The sequence below is a fragment of the Sphingobium sp. B11D3D genome (assembly GCF_025961755.1).
Classification (GTDB): Bacteria; Pseudomonadota; Alphaproteobacteria; order Sphingomonadales; family Sphingomonadaceae; genus Sphingobium.
The window spans coordinates 2,083,658-2,102,465 of sequence record NZ_JAOQOG010000001.1 but is presented as its reverse complement, the minus strand read 5'-3'; the positions used below and the strand labels follow the sequence as shown (position 1 = coordinate 2,102,465).

Annotated in this window: 17 protein-coding genes and 1 pseudogene; 8 read left to right on the top strand and 10 right to left on the bottom strand. The window is 66.0% G+C overall.

Annotated elements, in window-relative coordinates; translation table 11 throughout:
- Positions 1–165 precede the first annotated feature (165 nt).
- Together hrpB and M2334_RS09880 are read left to right on the top strand one after the other, a co-directional pair.
- Positions 166–2,637, top strand: a complete 2,472-nt coding sequence (gene hrpB, locus M2334_RS09885) for an ATP-dependent helicase HrpB (RefSeq protein ID WP_264605323.1) — start codon at positions 166–168, stop codon at positions 2,635–2,637.
- 190 nt (positions 2,638–2,827) lie between these two features.
- On the top strand, positions 2,828–3,106 hold the full coding sequence (locus M2334_RS09880; protein ID WP_181559425.1) for an ETC complex I subunit: 279 nt from the start codon (positions 2,828–2,830) through the stop codon (positions 3,104–3,106).
- A gap of 30 nt (positions 3,107–3,136) precedes the next feature.
- On the opposite strand, the gene dmeF is transcribed toward M2334_RS09880, so the two are convergent.
- The 4 genes from dmeF to purM form a co-directional block, all read right to left on the bottom strand.
- A complete protein-coding gene (gene dmeF, locus M2334_RS09875) occupies positions 3,137–4,108 on the bottom strand; it encodes a CDF family Co(II)/Ni(II) efflux transporter DmeF (RefSeq protein WP_264605322.1) in 972 nt (323 codons plus the stop codon).
- A gap of 9 nt (positions 4,109–4,117) precedes the next feature.
- Positions 4,118–4,393, bottom strand: a complete 276-nt coding sequence (locus M2334_RS09870; protein ID WP_264594647.1) for a metal/formaldehyde-sensitive transcriptional repressor — start codon at positions 4,391–4,393, stop codon at positions 4,118–4,120.
- Positions 4,394–4,639: 246 nt separating this feature from the next.
- Complete coding sequence (gene purN / locus M2334_RS09865; RefSeq protein ID WP_264605321.1) at positions 4,640–5,602, bottom strand: phosphoribosylglycinamide formyltransferase; 963 nt, start codon at positions 5,600–5,602, stop codon at positions 4,640–4,642.
- Positions 5,603–5,630: 28 nt separating this feature from the next.
- Complete coding sequence (gene purM / locus M2334_RS09860) at positions 5,631–6,737, bottom strand: phosphoribosylformylglycinamidine cyclo-ligase (RefSeq protein ID WP_264605320.1); 1,107 nt, start codon at positions 6,735–6,737, stop codon at positions 5,631–5,633.
- Here purM and M2334_RS09855 point away from each other — a divergent pair.
- From M2334_RS09855 to M2334_RS09840, 4 genes are read left to right on the top strand one after another with little or no spacing between them, the layout of a single operon-like run.
- A complete protein-coding gene (locus M2334_RS09855) occupies positions 6,736–8,040 on the top strand; it encodes a heavy-metal-associated domain-containing protein (RefSeq protein WP_264605319.1) in 1,305 nt (434 codons plus the stop codon). The two genes, purM and M2334_RS09855, sit on opposite strands and share 2 nt — an antisense overlap.
- Positions 8,037–8,675: a DnaA ATPase domain-containing protein gene (locus M2334_RS09850; protein ID WP_264605318.1), complete on the top strand. Its 639-nt coding sequence runs from the start codon at positions 8,037–8,039 to the stop codon at positions 8,673–8,675. The genes M2334_RS09855 and M2334_RS09850 overlap by 4 nt, the downstream gene beginning before the upstream one ends.
- A 2-nt stretch (positions 8,676–8,677) precedes the next feature.
- On the top strand, positions 8,678–10,828 hold the full coding sequence (locus M2334_RS09845) for an RNA degradosome polyphosphate kinase (protein ID WP_181559431.1): 2,151 nt from the start codon (positions 8,678–8,680) through the stop codon (positions 10,826–10,828).
- Positions 10,829–10,844: 16 nt separating this feature from the next.
- Positions 10,845–12,353, top strand: coding sequence for a Ppx/GppA family phosphatase (locus M2334_RS09840; RefSeq protein WP_264605317.1), 1,509 nt, complete (start codon positions 10,845–10,847; stop codon positions 12,351–12,353).
- A 309-nt stretch (positions 12,354–12,662) separates the two neighbouring features.
- Here the strand turns inward: M2334_RS09840 and M2334_RS09835 are convergent, their stop codons facing one another.
- A complete protein-coding gene (locus M2334_RS09835; protein WP_413716440.1) occupies positions 12,663–12,953 on the bottom strand; it encodes an I78 family peptidase inhibitor in 291 nt (96 codons plus the stop codon).
- Positions 12,954–13,025: 72 nt separating this feature from the next.
- Positions 13,026–14,213 (bottom strand): ribonuclease D, encoded by a 1,188-nt coding sequence (gene rnd, locus M2334_RS09830; RefSeq protein ID WP_264570104.1) that lies wholly within the window; start codon positions 14,211–14,213, stop codon positions 13,026–13,028.
- A gap of 146 nt (positions 14,214–14,359) precedes the next feature.
- On the opposite strand from rnd, the gene aspS reads away from it, so the two are divergent.
- Both aspS and M2334_RS09820 read left to right on the top strand, forming a co-directional pair.
- Positions 14,360–16,141 (top strand): aspartate--tRNA ligase, encoded by a 1,782-nt coding sequence (aspS, locus tag M2334_RS09825; protein ID WP_264605316.1) that lies wholly within the window; start codon positions 14,360–14,362, stop codon positions 16,139–16,141.
- Between the two features lie 38 nt (positions 16,142–16,179).
- Positions 16,180–16,965 (top strand): polyphosphate kinase 2 family protein, encoded by a 786-nt coding sequence (locus M2334_RS09820; protein WP_264605315.1) that lies wholly within the window; start codon positions 16,180–16,182, stop codon positions 16,963–16,965.
- 6 nt (positions 16,966–16,971) lie between these two features.
- Here M2334_RS09820 and M2334_RS09815 read toward each other — a convergent pair whose 3' ends face one another.
- The 4 genes and pseudogenes from M2334_RS09815 to M2334_RS09800 all read right to left on the bottom strand — a co-directional run bounded on the left by M2334_RS09815 (position 16,972) and on the right by M2334_RS09800 (position 18,792).
- Complete coding sequence (locus M2334_RS09815) at positions 16,972–17,469, bottom strand: N-acetyltransferase (RefSeq protein WP_319801342.1); 498 nt, start codon at positions 17,467–17,469, stop codon at positions 16,972–16,974.
- Between the two features lie 10 nt (positions 17,470–17,479).
- Positions 17,480–18,127 carry a hypothetical protein gene (locus M2334_RS09810; protein ID WP_264605314.1) on the bottom strand — a complete coding sequence of 216 codons (648 nt, stop codon included), beginning with the start codon at positions 18,125–18,127 and terminating at the stop codon, positions 17,480–17,482.
- Positions 18,124–18,613, bottom strand: a pseudogene (gene greB / locus M2334_RS09805) (transcription elongation factor GreB). Before greB ends, M2334_RS09810 begins: the two are co-directional and overlap by 4 nt.
- Positions 18,610–18,792, bottom strand: a complete 183-nt coding sequence (locus M2334_RS09800) for a hypothetical protein (RefSeq protein ID WP_264587065.1) — start codon at positions 18,790–18,792, stop codon at positions 18,610–18,612. The pseudogene greB and the gene M2334_RS09800 overlap by 4 nt, the downstream one beginning before the upstream one ends.
- Positions 18,793–18,808: the final 16 nt, after the last annotated feature.

Here is an 18,808-nt window from a genome sequence, read left to right as displayed (position 1 = left end):
GGAACTCTAGCCGCGCGGGTGTAGTCGCAGGAGCGCATTGCTCCGATGACGGTGGCTAAGCATTAACCATGTTCGCCATCGGATGACGCTGCGGCGGTCAGGATTTGCTCTTATCCCTTACGCCGCCAGCTTGGCTTTGGCGGCGTCGGCGCATAAGCGGATGATGTGACCGCTACGCTCCCCATCCATGAGGTTCTGCCCGACCTGCTCGCCGCCTTGCGAGCAGGATCGAACGCCGTGCTCGTGGCACCGCCGGGGGCGGGCAAGACGACGAGCGTTGCGCCCGCTTTGCTGGGCGAGCCGTGGGTGGCGGGCGGGCAGATATGGCTGCTCTCGCCGCGCCGGCTTGCCGCGCGCGCCGCTGCCGAGCGCATGGCGGATCTGGCTGGCGAGAAGCCCGGCGACACCATCGGCTATGCCACCCGCCTTGAGAGCCGCCAATCCGTCCGCACCCGCATCCTCGTCGTGACCGAAGGGATTTTCCGGCGCCGCATTCAGGCCGATCCGGAGTTGACCGGCGTCGCCGCCGTGCTGTTCGACGAGGTCCATGAACGCAGCCTGGAAGGCGATTTCGGGCTGGCCCTCGCGCTCGATGCGCAATCCGGCCTGCGCGAGGATTTGCGCCTGCTCGCCATGTCCGCGACGCTGGATGGTGCGCGCTTCGCCACGCTCATGGCGGTGGAGGGCAAGCCGGCCCCCGTGATCGAGAGCGCGGGCCGATCTTTCCCCATCGATCTGCGGCATATTGGCCGCGCGGCAGAGCAGCGCATCGAGGATGGCATGGCGGCGGCGATCCGTCGCGCGCTGGCCGAAGAGTCGCAGGGCGATGTTCTGGCCTTCCTCCCCGGCGTCGGCGAGATCGAGCGCACGGCCGAGCGGCTGATGGGACTGTCCGAGAGCATCGCCCTCCATCGCCTGCATGGCTCGCTCGAGCCGGGAGCCCAGCGCGCGGCCCTGCGACCGGCGGCGGCAGGCACGCGCAAGCTGATATTGGCGACCAGCATCGCTGAGACCAGCCTCACCATCGACGGCGTGCGCATCGTGGTCGATTCAGGGCTTGCCCGCCGGCCCCGGCATGATCTCGCCGCCGGTGTTACGCGGCTGGTGACGGAGCGCGCCAGTCAGGCCGCCGTAACCCAGCGTGCCGGCCGCGCGGGTCGTCAGGCGCCGGGCGTGGCCTACCGCTTGTGGGAAGCAGCGGCGACCGCCGGGCTGCCGCCGTTCGATCCGCCCGAAATTCTGGAAAGCGACCTGACCGGCCTGCTGCTCGATTGCGCGGTGTGGGGCGTGACCGACCCGACCACGCTGCGCTGGCTCGATCCGCCACCGGCGGCGGCCTTGGCCGAGGCGCGGCGCCGGCTCGAGGCGCTGGGCGCGCTGGATGGGGAGGGGCGGGCGACTCCGCATGGCCGCGCGGTCGCCGATCTGCCGCTGGAGCCACGTCTCGCGCATATGCTCATTGCCTCGGCTGAGGCGGGGGAGGGCGCTGCGGCGGCTGACGTGGCGGTGCTGCTCACCGAGCGCGGGCTGGGCGGGCCATCGGCGGACCTCGCCCGGCGTCATGCGCTCTGGCAGCGCGAGCGGGGGCAGCGGGCCGAAGCAGCGCGCGGCCTTGCGCGGCGCTGGTTGGGGTTAGTCGCGTCCGGCTCGTCGCGAGGCATCATCGACGATGCCACGCTTACCCGTTGCCTGATGCGAGCCTTCCCGGACCGCATCGCCCGGCGGCGGGATGCCAGCGGAGAACATTGGATCAGCGCGGGCGGGCGCGGCTTCCGGCTCGATCCCGCCGATCCGATGGCACGTACAGACTGGCTGGCGGTGGGCGATATTCAGGGCAGCGCCGCCGGCGCGCGCATCCTCTCCGCACTGGCCGTGCAGGAGGAGGATGTGATGGTCGCTGCGGGGCATCGCGTCATGGACCGTCGCACGGTGCGCTGGCGCAAGGATCTGGCAGGCGTTGAGGCACTGCGCGAGCGGCATCTGGGCGCCATCCGCCTCACCAGCGGGCCGGATGACGCACCCGAACGGGCCGCCATCATTGCCGCACTGGCGCAGGCGCTGCGCAGCGAGGGACTGGGGCTGCTGCCATGGGGCAAGGCGGCGCGCGCGTTGCGGACCCGGGCTGCCTTTGCGGGCGTGGGCGATGAGATCGGCGATGCGGCGCTGCTTGCCGATGCCGAGGAGTGGCTGGAGATGCTGCTCCCGGCCAATGCCCGGCGCTTTTCCGCGATCGACGGTGGCGCGCTGCATGGCCTGCTGAGTCAGCGCCTGGGATGGGATGCCACGCAGCGGATCGAGGCGCTGGTGCCCGCCGAGTTCCGTAGCCCGGCCGGCAGCACCCACGCCATCGACTATGAGGCGCCGGCCGGCCCGACCGTCGAATTGCGGGTGCAGGCGCTCTTTGGCCTATCGGAGCATCCGGTCATCGGGCGCGAGCGCATCCCGCTCGTCTTGTCCCTGACATCGCCGGCGGGTCGCCCCATCCAGACGACGCGGGATCTGCCGGCCTTCTGGAAAGGCAGCTGGGCGGACGTCGCCAAAGAGATGCGCGGGCGCTATCCGCGGCATCCGTGGCCGGATGATCCCGCCGCGGCCAGCGCGACGCTGCGGACCAAGAAGGCTGATGCCCGTCGGTGATCCTGTTCCGGATGACTTTCCGTTCGTGTCGAGCGAAGTCGAGACACCGCAGCACCATCATCCCGTGTCTCGATTTCGCTCGACACGAACAGGTCGCCTCAGTCCTCCAATCATCTTGACAGGGCCACCCGCTTTGCGCGACGGCAAAAGAGCTCACATGTTGGGCATATGCACGATGGGGAAAGCACCGATGTCCGCCCGGATCTACCAGATACCCAAGAACGCCATGCAGTCCGGTCGGGCGCGCACCGGCACCTGGATGCTGGAGTTCGCCCCGGCAGAGGCCAAGAAGCCCGATCCGCTGATGGGCTGGGCCGGCTCTGGCGACACGCAGGAGCAGGTCAAGCTGAGCTTCCCCGACGAGGACGCCGCCCGTGCTTATGCCGAGCGCTATGGCATCGCCTATCACGTCGTGAGAACGCCACCCAAGACGTTGAAAATTCAGGCTTACGCCGATAATTTCCGCTAAGGTCTCGGGCCGTCCTGACGGGCGGGACGGCTACCGCACTTCGATCGTGAGATGCGCGAGCGTGCAGCGTCCGGCCATGCGGGCGCGGATCGTGTCGCTGCTGACATCCGGTTGCGCGATGACGCTCACGATCGCAGCATGGGCCTGCGGACCCACGCGCCAGACGTGAAGATCGGCCACGCGCGTATCGCCTTGTTCCTCAACGACGGCGCGCACCTTGCCGGCCAGCGCCTCGTCGCTGCGGTCGAGCAGCATGGCCGAGGTGTCCCGCATCAGCCCCCAGGCCCAGCGGGCGATGACCAGCGCGCCGACGATGCCCATCAGCGGGTCCATCCACACCCAGCCCAGATAGCGCCCGGCCAGCAGGGCACCGATGGCGAGGACAGAGGTCAGCGCGTCCGCCAGCACGTGGAAATAGGCTGAGCGCAGATTATTGTCATGGCCGTGGCTATGCCCATGCTCATGGCCATCATGGTGATGCGCGGCATGGTCATTGCCAGCGTGATGATGGTGCGCGTGACCGTGATCATGCCCATGCCCATGCGCGCCGCCCATCAGCACCAGCGCGCTGGCGATGTTCACCAGCAGGCCGATCACCGCCACGAAGGTCGCCTCGCCGAAAGCGACTCTCGTCGGTTCAAACAGGCGCACCGCCGACTCGCTGGCAATCGCCAGCGCGACGAGACCCAGCGCCATGGCGGAGGCGAAGCCTGCCAGATCGCCGACCTTGCCGGTCCCGAAGCTGTAGGCGGGGTCCTGCGCATGTTTGCGCGCATAGCCATAAGCGAATGCGGCGATGGACAGCGCGCCGGCGTGGGTCGCCATGTGGAAGCCATCCGCTAGCAGCGCCATTGATCCGGTCCAGTAGCCAGCGATGATCTCGCCGACCATCGTCACGACGGTCAGCAGAATGACCCAATAGGTGCGCCGGGCATTCTGGTCGTGCGAGGCGCCGAGGAAGTCGTGGCTCGGCGTCAGGCCTTCAATATCGAGTGTCCGCATCACGGGGTCCTACTTCGCGTAGCGGCGGATGACCGCCAGCAGTTCGTCCGCCCCTATCTGGCGTTCGGCATCGCTCAGGCCAGGCCGCGCGACATGCGCCTCCAGATGCTCGGCAATGATTTCATCGAGCAGCCCGTTCACCGCGCCACGCACGGCCGCCACCAGATGCAGGATATCGGTGCAGCTTTTGTCCGATTCGAGCGCGCGCTCGATGGCGTTGACCTGCCCCCCGATCCGCCGGACGCGGGCGAGCAGCTGTGGATTAATCTGGAGAAGATGCGACATAGGGATACCCCCTATACCTATTTTTGCGTAGGTTCAATGGATGGGGCGCTCCGGGCGTTCAGGACGAGAATTCCATCAGGTTTGAAGGTAGCCGTACCCAACCTTCTTCGTCATTCCCGCGCACGCGGGAATCCAGGCCAGCGCCTACGAAAGACGCACGGTCCCGGCTAGATTCCCGCGTTCGCGGGAATGATGAGTGGATGGTGTGTTGGGCACTATCGCTAAGGCGGGCAGTGGTCCCGCGCCCTAAAACTGGCCCGCGATCTCGAGCATTTTTGTCAGCCGCTTGGGCGCCACGGCTCGCCAGCTCTTTTCCAGCCAGCCGCGCACATGCTCCCAGTCGATGCCCGGGCGGTCGAGGCGGATCGCGATCCAGCCGCTCGCGCCATAATAAGCCGGGCGATAATAGATGTCGGGGTCGGCCTCGATCAGCGCGGCCATTTCGTCAGCGCCGGAGGTCTTGACCAGTAGCGCCACCGCATCCTCGCCATGGTGGCGCACCGAGACATAAGCGAAGAACTTGCCCGACGTTTCGCTGCCCACGCGCCAACCCGCCGCCCCATGCGAGTCGCGGGCATGTGTCTCCGGCAAGGCGAGAGCGAGTTGGCCCACGCGTCCGACCAGCCAGTCCGGGTCCATCTCCCGCCCCACATAGCTGGCCAGCATCCGGGGGTAGAGTTGATATTCGGCATAGAGGACGCGCTGGGCGAGCGTGTCGGCAGTGTCCTCGGGCAGGATCGCGACCGGGATCTGCCCCAATACCGGGCCGTCATCCAGCGCCGGTGTGACGAGGTGGACGGTACAGCCGCCATGGCTGTCGCCAGCATGGATGGCCCGCTGGTGCGTGTCGAGCCCCTTGAACTTGGGCAGCAGGGACGGATGGGTGTTGAGCATCCGCCCGGCCCATTGGCCCACGAAATCGGCGGTGAGGATGCGCATATAGCCGCACAGCGCGACATAATCGGCCCCGGATGCCCGCAGCGCGTCGAGCATGATCGCCTCATGGGCCTCGCGGCTCATGCCCTTGTGGCTGTGGGCAAAGGTCGCCACGCCCTCGGCCGCCGCGACGGTCAGTCCGCGCGCTTCCGGCTTGTTTGAGGCGACGAGCACGATCTCATAGGGGCAGTCCGGCAGGCGCGAGGCATAGAGGAGCGACGTCATCGTCGTCCCCGTGCCGGAGAGCATTACCGCGACTTTGGCCTTGGACACGTCAGTTCCCCCAATCCGTTCGAGCTTATTACCCCAGATGGACCGCGTTCCAGTCTGCCATGGCGCACCACGTCTCTTGCGATCCGCGCACGGTGCAGCCCTTCTCGCCAGCGCTAATCTCGCCGATGCGGTGGACGGTCTCACCCGCCTCACGCAACGCCGCACTCACCGCGTCCACATCGGCGGGCGCCACGACGACGGCCATGCCGATCCCGCAATTGAATGTGCGCGCCATCTCGCCCGGCTCGATATTGCCCTGTGCTTGCAGGAACGCCATCAGCCGCGGCTGCGCCCAAAGGTCCGCATCGATATGCGCGTGCAGGCCAGCCGGCAGAATCCGGGGGATATTCTCCAACAGGCCGCCACCGGTGATGTGCGCCATCGCATGGACGAGGCCCTGGCGGACCAGCGGCAGCAGCGGCTTCACATAAATCCGGGTCGGCGCCATCAGCGCATCGATGAGCAGCACCTCCTGATCGAACAGCGCAGGGCGGTCCAGCTTCCAGCCCTTGTCCGCCGCCAGGCGTCGCACCAGCGAATAGCCGTTGGAGTGGACGCCCGAGGAGGCGAGGCCCAGAATCACGTCGCCCTCGGCCACCTTGTCGGCGGTCAGCACTTCGTTGCGCTCGACCGCGCCGACGCAGAAACCGGCGAGGTCATAATCGCCATCGGCATACATGCCAGGCATTTCCGCCGTCTCGCCGCCGATCAGCGCGCAGCCGGCCTGCTTGCAGCCCTCTGCGATGCCCGCGATCACCCGCTCGGCCACGCCATTGTCGAGGCGGCCGGTCGCGAAATAATCGAGGAAGAAGAGCGGCTCGGCGCCCTGCACGATGAGGTCGTTGGCGCACATGGCCACCAGATCGATGCCCACCGTATCGTGCTTGCCGCTGTCGATAGCGAGCTTGAGCTTGGTGCCGACGCCGTCATTCGCCGCAACGAGCAGCGGATCGGTAAAGCCCGCCGCCTTCAGGTCGAAGAAGCCGCCGAATCCGCCCAGATCGGCATCGGCCCCCGGTCGCCGCGTCGCGCGGGCGAGCGGAGCAATGGCGCGAACGAGCGCATTTCCGGCGGCGATATCCACGCCGGCCTGCGCATAGGTGTAGCCCTCGGGCTGGTTGTGCTTGGAGTCCATGGCCCGCCCTTACCAAATCGGGCTTGGTTTTCCAGAACAATGCCGCCAAAAGGGCGCCGTGACGCTCTCTCTGCCATCCTTGCGCCCCATTCACGTCGTGTTCGCGCTGGTTCTGGCGGCCTTTGCGGCTGTGCTGGTCGCGCAGATCGAGGGTGAGCGGGGCATTGCGCCGCTGGCCTCGCAGGGCGATTTCGAGGTGAAGGATATCCGCGTCGATGTCGCCGGGCCCAATGCCGATGCGGCGCGGGCGACCGGCTGGCGGCTGGCCCAGCGCCTCGCCTGGCAATCGCTGTGGAAGCGCACGCATGGCGGCAACGGTCCTGCGCTTGGGGACAGCGTGCTCGATGGGTTGGTGTCTGGCATCGAAGTGCAGCAGGAGCAGATCGGCCCCAACCGCTACATCGCCACGCTCTCGGTGATGTTCGATCGCGCCCGGGCCGGGCAGGCGCTTGGCGTTTCCGGGCAGATTCGCCGCTCCCCGCCGCTGCTGGTGATCCCCGTTCTCTGGGATTCGGGCACGCCGATGACGTTCGAGCGGGTGACGCCCTGGCAGAAGGCGTGGGCCGAATTCCGCATTTCCGACAGCCCGATCGATTATGTGCGCACCGCCGGCGATGGCCCCGATTCCCTGCTGCTCAATCCCGGTCAGATCGGCCGGCGCGGGCGCAACTGGTGGCGTATCCTCCTCGATCTTTATGGCGCGGCGGATGTGATCATGCCGATCGCGCGGATCGAGCGCAGCTTTCCCGGCGGGCCGATCACCGGCCATTTCAGTGCGCGCTACGGGCCGGACAATAATTTCATCGGGGATTTCACCCTGCGCGCCGCCACGCCTGCCGATCTGCCCAAGATGATGAGCGACGCCGTCGCGCGCATCGACCAGCTTTACGCGGGCGCCCTGGCGGACGGCACGTTGCGGCTCGACCCCTCGCTGGTGATCGAGGAGCCGGTCAACGCGGTCGAGATCGAGAATGCGGTTGGGCTGGAGGCGATCCTCGGTGTCCTGCCGGCTGATACGCCCGGTGCCGCCTCGTTCAGCGTTCAGATCGAGACGCCTACCACGGCCTCGGTCGGGGAAGCGCAGGCGATGCTGCGGGGTATTCCGGGGGTCAGCGCGGCCTCGACCTCAAGCCTGGCACTCGGCGGCACGTCGGTCATGCAGGTCGGCTTCAGCGGCACGATCGAGCAATTGCGCGCGCAGCTTGAAGGACGGGGATATTCGGTCGCCGTATCTGGCAACACGCTGCGGATCGCCCGTCGGAGCGCAAGTCCACCAGCCGGCGGAGGCGGGGGCGGGCAATGACCCAGTTGCCGCTGCCCATCGGCTGGTCGCGGCATGGCGGAGCGGAAAGTCTGCTGGTCCACGCTGCCAATGCCGACGCGCTCGCGCTGGTGCGCGACTGGCAGCGCTGGCCCTCGCCCTGCACATTGCTCGTCGGCCCATCCCGGTCCGGCCGTTCGCTCATTGCCGAGGTGTTTCTGCGCGAAAGCGGTGGCGTGCTGGTCGATGATGCCGACCGCGCCGATGAGACCCACCTGTTCCACCTCTGGAACGAGGCACGCGATTCGGGCCGGCCGCTGTTGATGGTCGCCAGCGAGGCGCCGCCTACATGGACGATTGCATTGCCCGATCTGCGCACGCGCCTCGCGACCGCCGCCGTCGCGCGTATTCTCCCGCCGGACGAAGCGGTTACCGCAGCGCTGATCGCCCATGGACTGGAGCGGGCAGGCTCGGCCTTCGCTCCGGACCTCCCGGATTTTCTCGCCCGCCGCACCGCGCGCTGTTATGCCGCGATCGACGGCGTCGTGGCCGAGCTGAACGCGCTGTCGCTGGCGCGGGGGCAGAAACTCTCGGTTGCGTTGGCGCGGCAAGCGCTCCGTAACAATGCGCTGCTAGACGGAGCGGATGAGACCGCACCGCATGAGGGAACCCACTGACCGTGTCTGAAGCCGATCCCACTTCTTCGATCACGGGCGCGGGCGCCGCAGACGGAGCGCGCTACTTCAATCGAGAGTTGTCTTGGCTCAATTTCAACCAGCGCGTGCTGGAGGAAGCCTGCAATCCTGCGCATCCGCTGCTGGAGCGGCTGCGCTTTCTCTCCATCTCCGGCAGCAACCTCGATGAGTTTTTCATGGTCCGGGTGGCCGGTCTCAAGGGCCAGCAGCTCCAAGGCGTCGAAATGCGCTCGGTCGATGGGCTGACCCCGGCCCAGCAGTTGGAGGCGATCGGCGACCGGGCCGAGGCGCTCATGTCTGCCCAGCAGGTCGTCTGGCATGATCTTCATGCGGCGCTCCGCAGCGCGCATATCAGCGTCATCGGCCCAGAACCGGTGGATGCCCGCGCGGACAGCTGGATGCGCCAGCATTTCCTCGAGCAGATCTTCCCGATCCTCACGCCTCAGGCGCTCGATCCTGCCCACCCGTTCCCGTTCATTCCCAATAAGGGCCTCAGCCTGTTCTTCGACCTGTTGCGCGAATCGGATAAGGAGGTGGTGCAGGAGCTGGTGATTCTGCCGGCTACGCTGCCGCGCTTCATCCGGGTGCCGGGCAAGAATGCGCGATACATCGCCATTGAGGCACTGGTACGGCGTTATTCGGCCTTGCTCTTCCCCGGCTTCATCGTGCGGGACAGCGGCCTGTTCCGCATCCTGCGCGATAGCGACATCGAGATCGAGGAAGAGGCCGAGGATCTCGTCCGCTATTATCGAAGCGCCATCAAGCAGCGCCGGCGCGGCCGGATCATCCGCGTGGAAATCGAAAGCGGCGTGGCCGAGCCGGTCGAAACCAAGCTGCAGACGATGATGCAGGGCCATGAGGCCATGGTCGTGGATATCGATGGCTTCATGGGCATCGCCGACCTGGCCGAGGTGGTCGAGGAAGATCGGCCGGATCTCAAATTCCCGGCCTACGCCCCGCGCTTCCCCGAGCGCATCCGCGAATATGGCGGCGATTGTTTCGCCGCGATTCGCGCCAAGGACATCGTCGTCCACCACCCCTATGAGAGCTTCGATGTCGTCATCGCCTTCCTCAAGCAGGCGGCGGACGATCCCGATGTGGTGGCGATCAAGCAGACCCTCTACCGCGCTGGCAAGCAGAGCGCGATCATCCGCGCGCTGATCGACGCGGCCGAGGCGGGCAAGTCCGTCACGGCGGTGGTCGAGCTGAAGGCGCGGTTCGATGAGGAGCAGAACCTGCTCTGGGCCGCGCAACTGGAGCGCGCCGGTGTGCAGGTCGTCTACGGTTTCATCGACTGGAAGACCCACGCCAAGATTTCCATGGTCGTGCGGCGCGAGGGCAACGGCTTTCGCACCTACTGCCATTTCGGTACCGGCAATTACCACCCGATCACCGCGCGGATTTATACGGACCTATCCTTTTTCACCGCCGATCCCCGGGCCGGGCGCGATGCCGCCGCCGTGTTCAATTACATCACCGGCTATGTCGAGCCGCAGCATATGGAGATGATCACGCTCTCGCCGCTGCACATGCGCGACAAGCTCGCGGCGCTGATCGAAGCGGAAATTGAGCATGCCCGCGCTGGCCGCCCCGCGACCATCTGGGCGAAGATGAACAGCCTGGTGGACCCCGCGATCATCGAGCAGCTTTATGCCGCCAGCAATGCGGGCGTGAAGGTGGAACTGATCGTGCGCGGCATCTGTTGCCTGCGGCCCGGCGTGCCCGGCATGTCGGAGAATATCTCGGTCAAATCGGTGATCGGGCGCTTCCTCGAACACAGCCGCATCTGGGCCTTTGGCAATGGCAAGTCCCTGCCCAACAATGGCGCCAGGCTGTTCATCAGCTCGGCGGACTGGATGCCGCGCAATTTCGACCGGCGGGTTGAGTATATGCTGCCGATCGAGAACCCGACCGTCCATGATCAGGTGCTCGATCAAGTGCTGGTCGCCAATCTGCTTGATGATGAGCAGAGCTGGGCGCTGGGCAGCGATGGCAGCTACACACGCCTCAAACCGGGGAAGAAGCCGTTCAACCTGCATCATTATTTCATGACCAATCCGTCCCTCTCCGGTCGCGGTGCCTCGCGGCGCTCCGCCCGCGCGGTGCCAAAGCTCTCGCTCTCCGAGCGTGGCTGAGGGGAGGGGTTCGGCCATGACCCTGCTGGATCGCACGACGCGCCGCTCGATGAAGGCGACGCTCAACGGGCCGCATTTCCGCCGCACGGCGATTATCGACATCGGCTCCAACAGCGTCCGCCTCGTCGTTTATGATGGGCCTCGGCGCATTCCTTTCGTGCTGTTCAACGAGAAGGTGCTGGCGGGCCTGGGCGCTGAGATCGGCACGTCCGGGCGGATCGGCGCGGCGGCGATGGAGCGCGGGCTGGTGGCGCTGGAGCGCTTTGCCCGGCTGTGCGTGGAGATGGAGGTGGACCAGATCACCTGCGTTGCCACCGCTGCCGTGCGCGATGCGTCCAACCGCGACATCTTCATCGACCGCGCGGCGGAGATTGGCCTGGAAGTCCGCGTGCTGAGCGGTCAGGAGGAGGGGCTGGCCTCTGCGCACGGGCTGCTCTCCGGCATGCCGCGTGCGGATGGGATCATGGGCGATCTGGGCGGCGGCAGCCTCGAACTGGTGCGCGTGCGGCCTGATGGCGTCGAGATGCCCGTGTCGCTACCGCTCGGCATTTTTCGGATTGGCGACGTCCGCGCGCGGGGACGCAAGGGGCTGGTCCAGCATCTCGATGGGCTGCTCAAGGCGCAGGGCCTTGGCGACATCGAGCAGGGCCTGCCCTTCTATCTGATCGGCGGCAGCTGGCGCGCGCTGGCGCGGCTGGACATGCACCTCACCAATTATTCGCTGCCGATCCTGCATCATTACGAAATGACGCCGGATCGCCCGGCCGAGCTGCTCAAATGGCTGGAAAGCGCGCAGAAGGCGGACCTCAAGGCGGTCGGCGTCTCCAGCGCGCGTTTTCCCACGCTGCCGGATGCCGCGCATCTGCTGTGCGCGGTGGTGGAACGGCTGCGCTCTGCCCATCTCACCGTCTCAGCCTTCGGGCTGCGTGAAGGGCTGCTATACGAGAGTTTGCCGCGCGATATGGCGAATCAGGACCCGCTTCTGGTCGCCGCCCGCATCGAGGGTGAGGCGCAGGGGCGCTTTGTCGGCCATGGCGACACGATCAGTGGCTGGATCGCGCCGTTGTTCCACGATGATCCGCCGGAATGGGCGCGCATCCGCTTTGCGGCCTGTCTGCTGGCGGATGTCGGCTGGCGTGCCAATCCGGAGTTTCGCGCCGAACGCGGCATGGAATTCGCCCTGCAGGGTAATTGGGTCGGCGTGGATGCCGCCGAGCGCGCCGCGCTGGGGCAGGCGCTTCATGCGAATTTCGGCGGCGGCACCAACATTCCCGCGCTGCTGGCGGGTCTCGCTCCCGAGCCGCTGCTGCGCCGCGCGATCCAATGGGGCCTTGCCATCCGCCTGTGCCAGCGCCTCTCCGGCGGCGCGGAAGGCCCGCTGGACGGCTGCTCGCTCGACGTGCGCGACGGCACGGTCATCCTGCGCCTCGACCCGGAACATGCGGCACTTGCCGGCGAATCCATCGACCGCCGCCTGCGCCAGCTCGGCCAGGCCATGGGCATGGGCTATCTGCTCGATGCGTGACGTGGGCGGTTTGGGGTGGGGAGTGGACGTCTTCCAAGCCCTCTCCCCTTGAGGGAGAGGGATGCGCAGGCTTGGCAGCTTGCTGCCTAGCCGAAGCTGGGAGAGGGGTGTCGATCCGCAGGATCGAGCGGATCAGAGATCCGTACCCCTCATCCAACTGCGCCTAGCCGCCTCACGGCGACAAGGCTCCGTATCCTTCTCCCTCAAGGGGAGAAGGAGGGCTCGCACGACGTCGCGTCCGGACAGTCAGCCATCAGCACGGCTGTACACTGTCGTACCCCCTAATTGCCGGCGCAGCCCAACCGCCCGTCACCCGCAGTTCACCCGCTCAATCATCATCGCATCATCATAGCTGATGTTCAGCCGGTCCTCGCGATAGTCCATCGTCATGGCGGAGCGCGGCGGGGCCCAGCGTAGGGTGCGGGCGCCGGATTTGGCGAGCAGATCAGCGCCCAGCGTTGCGGTTGCGCGCTGGCCGATGGCGCTTTGCAGCCCGTCCGCCGAACAGGCGCCGTTGCCGGCCATTGGCGGTTCGCCCACGCTGGTCGTGGCGGTAGCGCAGGCCGTCAGCGGGGCAAGAGCGAGAAGGGGAGCGATCATGCGCATGGTGCGGGGCCTTTCCTCAAAAGGCCAGCCTAGCATGCGGGCGTCCACCGGTCATCCGGCAGGCGATCAGTCGTTGGGCTCGGCCAGCTTTTCCGTGCGGGTCATCAGCAGCTTGCCGTCGCGCACCGCGAAGGCCATGCGGCCTTCCACCAGATCCAGCGCGTCGCGGCCGAATTGCTCGAACCGCCAGCCTTCGAGAATCGGCAGATTGGTGCGCACGCCGGCCGCCAGCATCTCCAGATCGTCAGCGCGGGCGAGCAGCCGCGAGGCGACGTTGATCTCTCGCGAGCGGATCTTGAGCAGCAGCTTGAGCAGATCGGCGACCAGCGCGCCTTCCTTGCCAAGACCGGGCCGACCCGGATCGCGCTCGGGCATTTCGTCGCGGGGCAGGGGGCCGGCATTTTCTACCGCAGCCATCAGCCGCGCGCCGATGTCATTGCCCTTCCAGCTTGCCGAAAGCCCGCGCACCTTGCCCAGATCCTCCTGCTTGCGCGGCGGATGGGAGGCGATGTCGGCCAGCGTCTCGTCCTTTACGATGCGTCCGCGCGGCAGGTTTTTGTCCTTCGCCTCGGTCTCGCGCCAGGCGGCCAGCGCCTTCAGGCGGCCGAGAACATCGGCCTTGCGGCTGGAAATGCGCACGCGCTTCCACGCCTCGGCCGGATTGACTTCATAATTGCCGGGATCGGCGAGCCGCTCCATTTCCTGATTGAGCCACACGCCGCGCCCCGTCTTGCGCAGTTCCTCCAGCATCATCGGGAAGATTGCGGCGAGATGGGTGACGTCGCCGATCGCATAATCGATCTGCCGCTTGTCCAGCGGGCGGCGCGCCCAGTCGGTGAACCGCGCGCCCTTGTCCAGATGGATGCCCAGCCAGCTGTCGACCAGATTGCTGTAGCCGATCTGCTCGCCCTGGCTCAGTGCCATGCTGGCAATCTGCGTGTCGAACAGCGGGTGCGGCGTCTTGCCGGTGAGGTTGAAAACGATCTCGATATCCTGCCCGCCGGCGTGGAAGACCTTGAGCACATCCTCATTGTTCACCAGCAGGTCGAGCAAAGGCCCCATGTCCAGCCCGGGCGCCTTGGGGTCGATCGCCGCGGCTTCCTTCCCGTCGGAGATCTGGAAAAGGCACAGTTCCGGCCAATAGGTGTTCTCGCGCATGAACTCGGTATCCACGGCGACAAAGTCGGCCTTGGACAACCGCTCGCACAGCGCGGCGAGGGAAGAGCTGTCAGTGATTAATGGATGGATTTGCATATGGCAGGTGATCTTATTATTGGCCGGTCCTCGGATTGGGGGCCGGCGGCACGCTTGAGCGTATCACCATATCCCCCACAAGTCGTCTTTGTCATCCAATTGGCGCCCTCGCAATGAGGCGCGTGAAAATAAAAGGCCGTTAGACCATGCACGCCTATCGCACGCACACCTGCGGGGAGCTCCGCGCCGCCAATGCCGGCGAGACTGTTCGGCTGTCCGGCTGGGTCCACCGCAAGCGCGATCATGGCGATCTGGTGTTCATCGACCTGCGCGATCATTATGGCATGGTGCAGATCGTCACCGAAGTCAGCGGCCCGGTGTTCGATGTGATCGAGAGCCTGAAGGCCGAGAGCGTCGTCACCATCACCGGCACGGTCGTGGCGCGCGCCAAGGAAGCCGTGAACCCGAACTTGCCGACCGGCGAGGTCGAGGTGCGTGCGGCTGAGGCCGTCGTACTCTCCGCCGCGCAGGAGCTTCCGCTCCCGGTCGCTGGTGAGCAGGAATATCCCGAGGATATCCGCCTGCGCTATCGCTTCCTCGATCTGCGCCGCGAGACGCTGCACGCCAACATCGTCAAGCGCACAAAGATCATCTCGGACATGCGCCGCCGTATGGAAGGCGCGGGCTTCACCGAATATTCGACGCCCATCCTCACCGCCTCCTCGCCGGAGGGCGCGCGCGACTTCCTCGTGCCCAGCCGCATTCATGCCGGCAAGTTCTACGCGCTGCCGCAGGCGCCGCAGCAGTATAAGCAGTTGCTGATGGTCGCCGGCTTCGATCGCTATTTCCAGATCGCGCCCTGCTTCCGCGATGAAGATCCGCGCGCCGACCGCCTGCCGGGCGAGTTCTACCAGCTCGATCTGGAAATGAGCTTCGTCACGCAGGAAGATGTGTGGAACACCATGGAGCCGGTGATCGCGCAGGTGTTCGAGACCTTTGCCGATGGCAAACCGGTCACCCCGGCTGGCAGCTTCCCGCGCATTCCCTATGTCGAAGCCATGCTGAAATATGGCAGCGACAAGCCGGACCTGCGTAACCCGATCATCATCACAGATGTGACCGATCATTTCGTCGGCTCGGGCTTTGGCATCTTCGCGAGCATCGTCGAGAGCGGCGGCGTCATCCGCGCCATTCCGGCGCCGGGGGCTGGCGCGGGCAGCCGCAAGTTCTTCGATGAGATGAACAACTGGTCGCGCTCGGAAGGCTTCTCGGGCCTTGGCTATATCAACATCAAGGATGGCGAGCCTGGTGGTCCCATCGCCAAGAATCACGGCCCGGAGGCCACCGCCAAGCTGATCGAAGCGCTCGGCCTTGGTCCCAATGATGGCATGTTCTTCGCTGCCGGCAAGGAGGCGCAGGCCGCCAAGCTGGCCGGTCTTGCCCGCATCCGCACAGGCGAGCAGCTTGACCTGATCGACAAGGACCGCTTCGACCTGTGCTGGATCGTGGACTTCCCCTTTTACGAATATGACGAGGACTCCAAGAGCCTCGACTTCGCGCACAACCCCTTCTCCATGCCGCAGGGCGGGATGGAGGCGCTGGACGGGCCCGATCCGCTGTCGATCAAGGCCTTCCAGTATGACATGGTGTGCAACGGCTTCGAGATCGCGTCCGGCTCGATCCGCAACCAGTCGCCCGAGCTGATGGTCAAGGCCTTCGAGAAGGTGGGCCTGAGCAAGCAGGATGTGGAGGACCGTTTCGGCGGGCTCTACCGCGCTTTCCAATATGGCGCGCCGCCGCACGGTGGCATGGCTGCCGGTGTGGACCGCATCGTGATGCTGCTGTGTGGCGCTGTGAACCTGCGCGAGATCACGCTGTTCCCGATGAACCAGCGCGCCGAGGATCTGCTGATGGGCGCGCCCTCCAACGCGGAGCTCAAGCAGCTGCGCGAACTGCACATCCGCGTCGTCGAGCCGCAAAAGAGCTAAACTCTCGACAATGGCTGGCCGCACGATAGGGTGCGGCCATGACCATCAAGCTCTCCGATTATGAGAAGGGCGCCGATTTCGACGGCGACTTCGACAAGGCGCTGCTCAAGCTCCAGAAGCGGCTGGAGAAGATCCAGGTCGCCCACATCATCCACAAGCGCCGCAGCGTGGTGATGCTGGAAGGATGGGATGCCGCGGGCAAGGGCGGCATCATCAAGCGAATGACGTCGCTGCTCGATCCGCGCTATTTCCGGGTCTGGCCCATCGGCGCGCCGACCCCGGAGGAACTGGGGCGCCACTTCCTCTGGCGCTTCTGGACGAAACTGCCGGAAGACAGGCACATCGCGATCTTCGATCGAAGCTGGTACGGGCGCGTGCTGGTCGAGCGGGTGGAGGGCTTCTGCACAAAAGCCGAGTGGAAGCGCGGCTATGACGAGATCAATGCGTTCGAGGCGCAGCAGATCGATAGCGGCACCGCGATCGTGAAGCTGTTCGTCCACATCACGCAGAAGGAGCAGGACAAACAGCTTGCCCAGCGGCTGGACGATCCCTTCAAGCGCTGGAAGACGGGCACGGAGGATTATCGCAATCGCGACAAGCGGGCAGATTATCTAGATGCCATCAAGGACATGTTCGCCAAGACCGACACCAAGCAAGCGCCCTGGCACGTGATCGATGGCAATGATCGCAAGGCTGCGCGGATCGCGGCGCTCACCTGCATCGCCGACCGGCTGGAAAAGCATGTCTCGATGGAGATGCCGGACGTCGATCCCGCCGTCGTGAAACTGGCGCATGAGGCATTCGGCTATCAGCCCGAGGACTGAGGCGGCTCAGTCCTGATCCATGAGGCTGCGATACATGACGAGCGCATCGACATAACCATGGACCGGGTGGTGAAACGCGCCGGGGAGCGCCCCAACCACGCTAAACCCCATATGCTGCCATAGGCGCACGGCGCGGATGTTCGTGGAAATCACCAGGTTAAACTGCATTGCGCGGAAGCCCTGCGCGGCGGCCGTCTGCAGCGAGTGGCGGCACAGCGCCTGTGCAATGCCTTTCCCACGCTGGTCGGCCCGGACGATATATCCGGCATTGGCAACATGGGCGGCCGGGCCGGTCGAATTTGCGCGCAAGGTGTAGCTGCCGACGATGCCGGTGTCGGATGTCGCGACGAACACCTGCTTGTCCGGAGCGGTCCAGTAGGCGTGGGCACCCGCCTCATCCAGATCGCGGGCGAGGGGAAAGGTCGCACCCTCGCGGATGACCGGCTCGAAAACGGTCCAGATGCCCGGCCAATCGGCAGCCGCGGCGGGGCGGATGTCCATCATGGCGAGGCGCTCAGTCCTGCGCGGCCGGGGCGTAGCGCATCGTGCCGTCGCGCCAGTGGAGAACCAGCTTGTCGTCTTCGCGAGTCACCAACGTATCGCGGAAAGCGGCAACGTCCATGTCATTGGGGGTAAGGATGATGTGGACGCGAAGATGCTCCTGCGCGGGCAGAGGGATCACCTCGGATTTGGTGCCGAAAAACACTTCTGAGACCTGAATCGAGCGCGGACGGCGCTCGCCCAGATCGCGGGTCCAGCCGTCGCTCTGGGTATAGTCGGCGATGGTGTCGCCATCCTCGAGGGTGAGCTTAAAGTCGACGGCGGGTACGCCCGCGCCATTGGGCCAGGTGACCAGCAGGGTGAACGGCTCTTTCCCGTTGCTGGCTACATCGGCGAGCGAGAACGCTGCCGGCTTGGGGGTCGGCTCGGTGGTGAGGCGCAGGGTGCCGTCATCCCCACATTCCCAGCGGCCGGCCGCCGATTCATCGACAGCGCCTGCGGTGAACATGTAGCGGAAGCGACCATCCGGGCCGATCTCCAGCGCCGAGGCTGCATCCGGCCCGGCATCGGCCATAAACAGCCCGGTCGGGCAGTCTTCGGCCATCGTCGGCACAGTGCCGGCCAACAGCGCAATCCCCAGCAAGGCCGTCCGCGCGATCATTGCGGATAGCTGATGGCGAGGATTTCCCATTCCTTGCTGCCGCCCGGCAGGTCGACGCGGCGCAGGTCGCCCACGGCAGCTCCTCTCAGGGCGCGCGCCAGCGGCGTATCCCAGCCGATCCGAGCGGCGCCGGCATCCGCCTCGTCATTGCCGACGATGGTAACACTGCGCTGATTGTCCTCCTCATCGGCGAGCGTGACCGTCGCGCCGAAGAAGATGCGGCTCTTGTCCGGCTGCTGCGCGGGCTCGACGATCTTGGCGAGCTTCATCCGCTGCGCCAGCCATTTCAGGCGTCGGTCGATTTCCCGCATCCGCTTGCGGCCATAGAGATAGTCGCCATTCTCGCTGCGATCGCCATTGCCGGCGGCCCAGCTGACGATCTCCACGATCTTGGGCCCGTTCTTCCCCGAGAAGCTGGTCATATTCGGCGCGCAGCGCGGCAAAACCGCCCGGCGTGATGTAGTTCGGCCGAGGAAGCGCGCTCATTTGCCCCGGCGTTTCGGCCGCTTGCTGGCGTACATCAGGGCCGCCGCGAGCGCTGCCGATCCGATGCCGACGCCGGCCCAGAAGGCCTTGGTCCCGCGCTTCTCGTCGGTCTCGGCGGCGTCGGCAGGCCCGGCGATGGGCGTCGATGCGGGCGCGGAACTCGTCTCTCTTTCAGTCATGATCTCTATTCTGTTC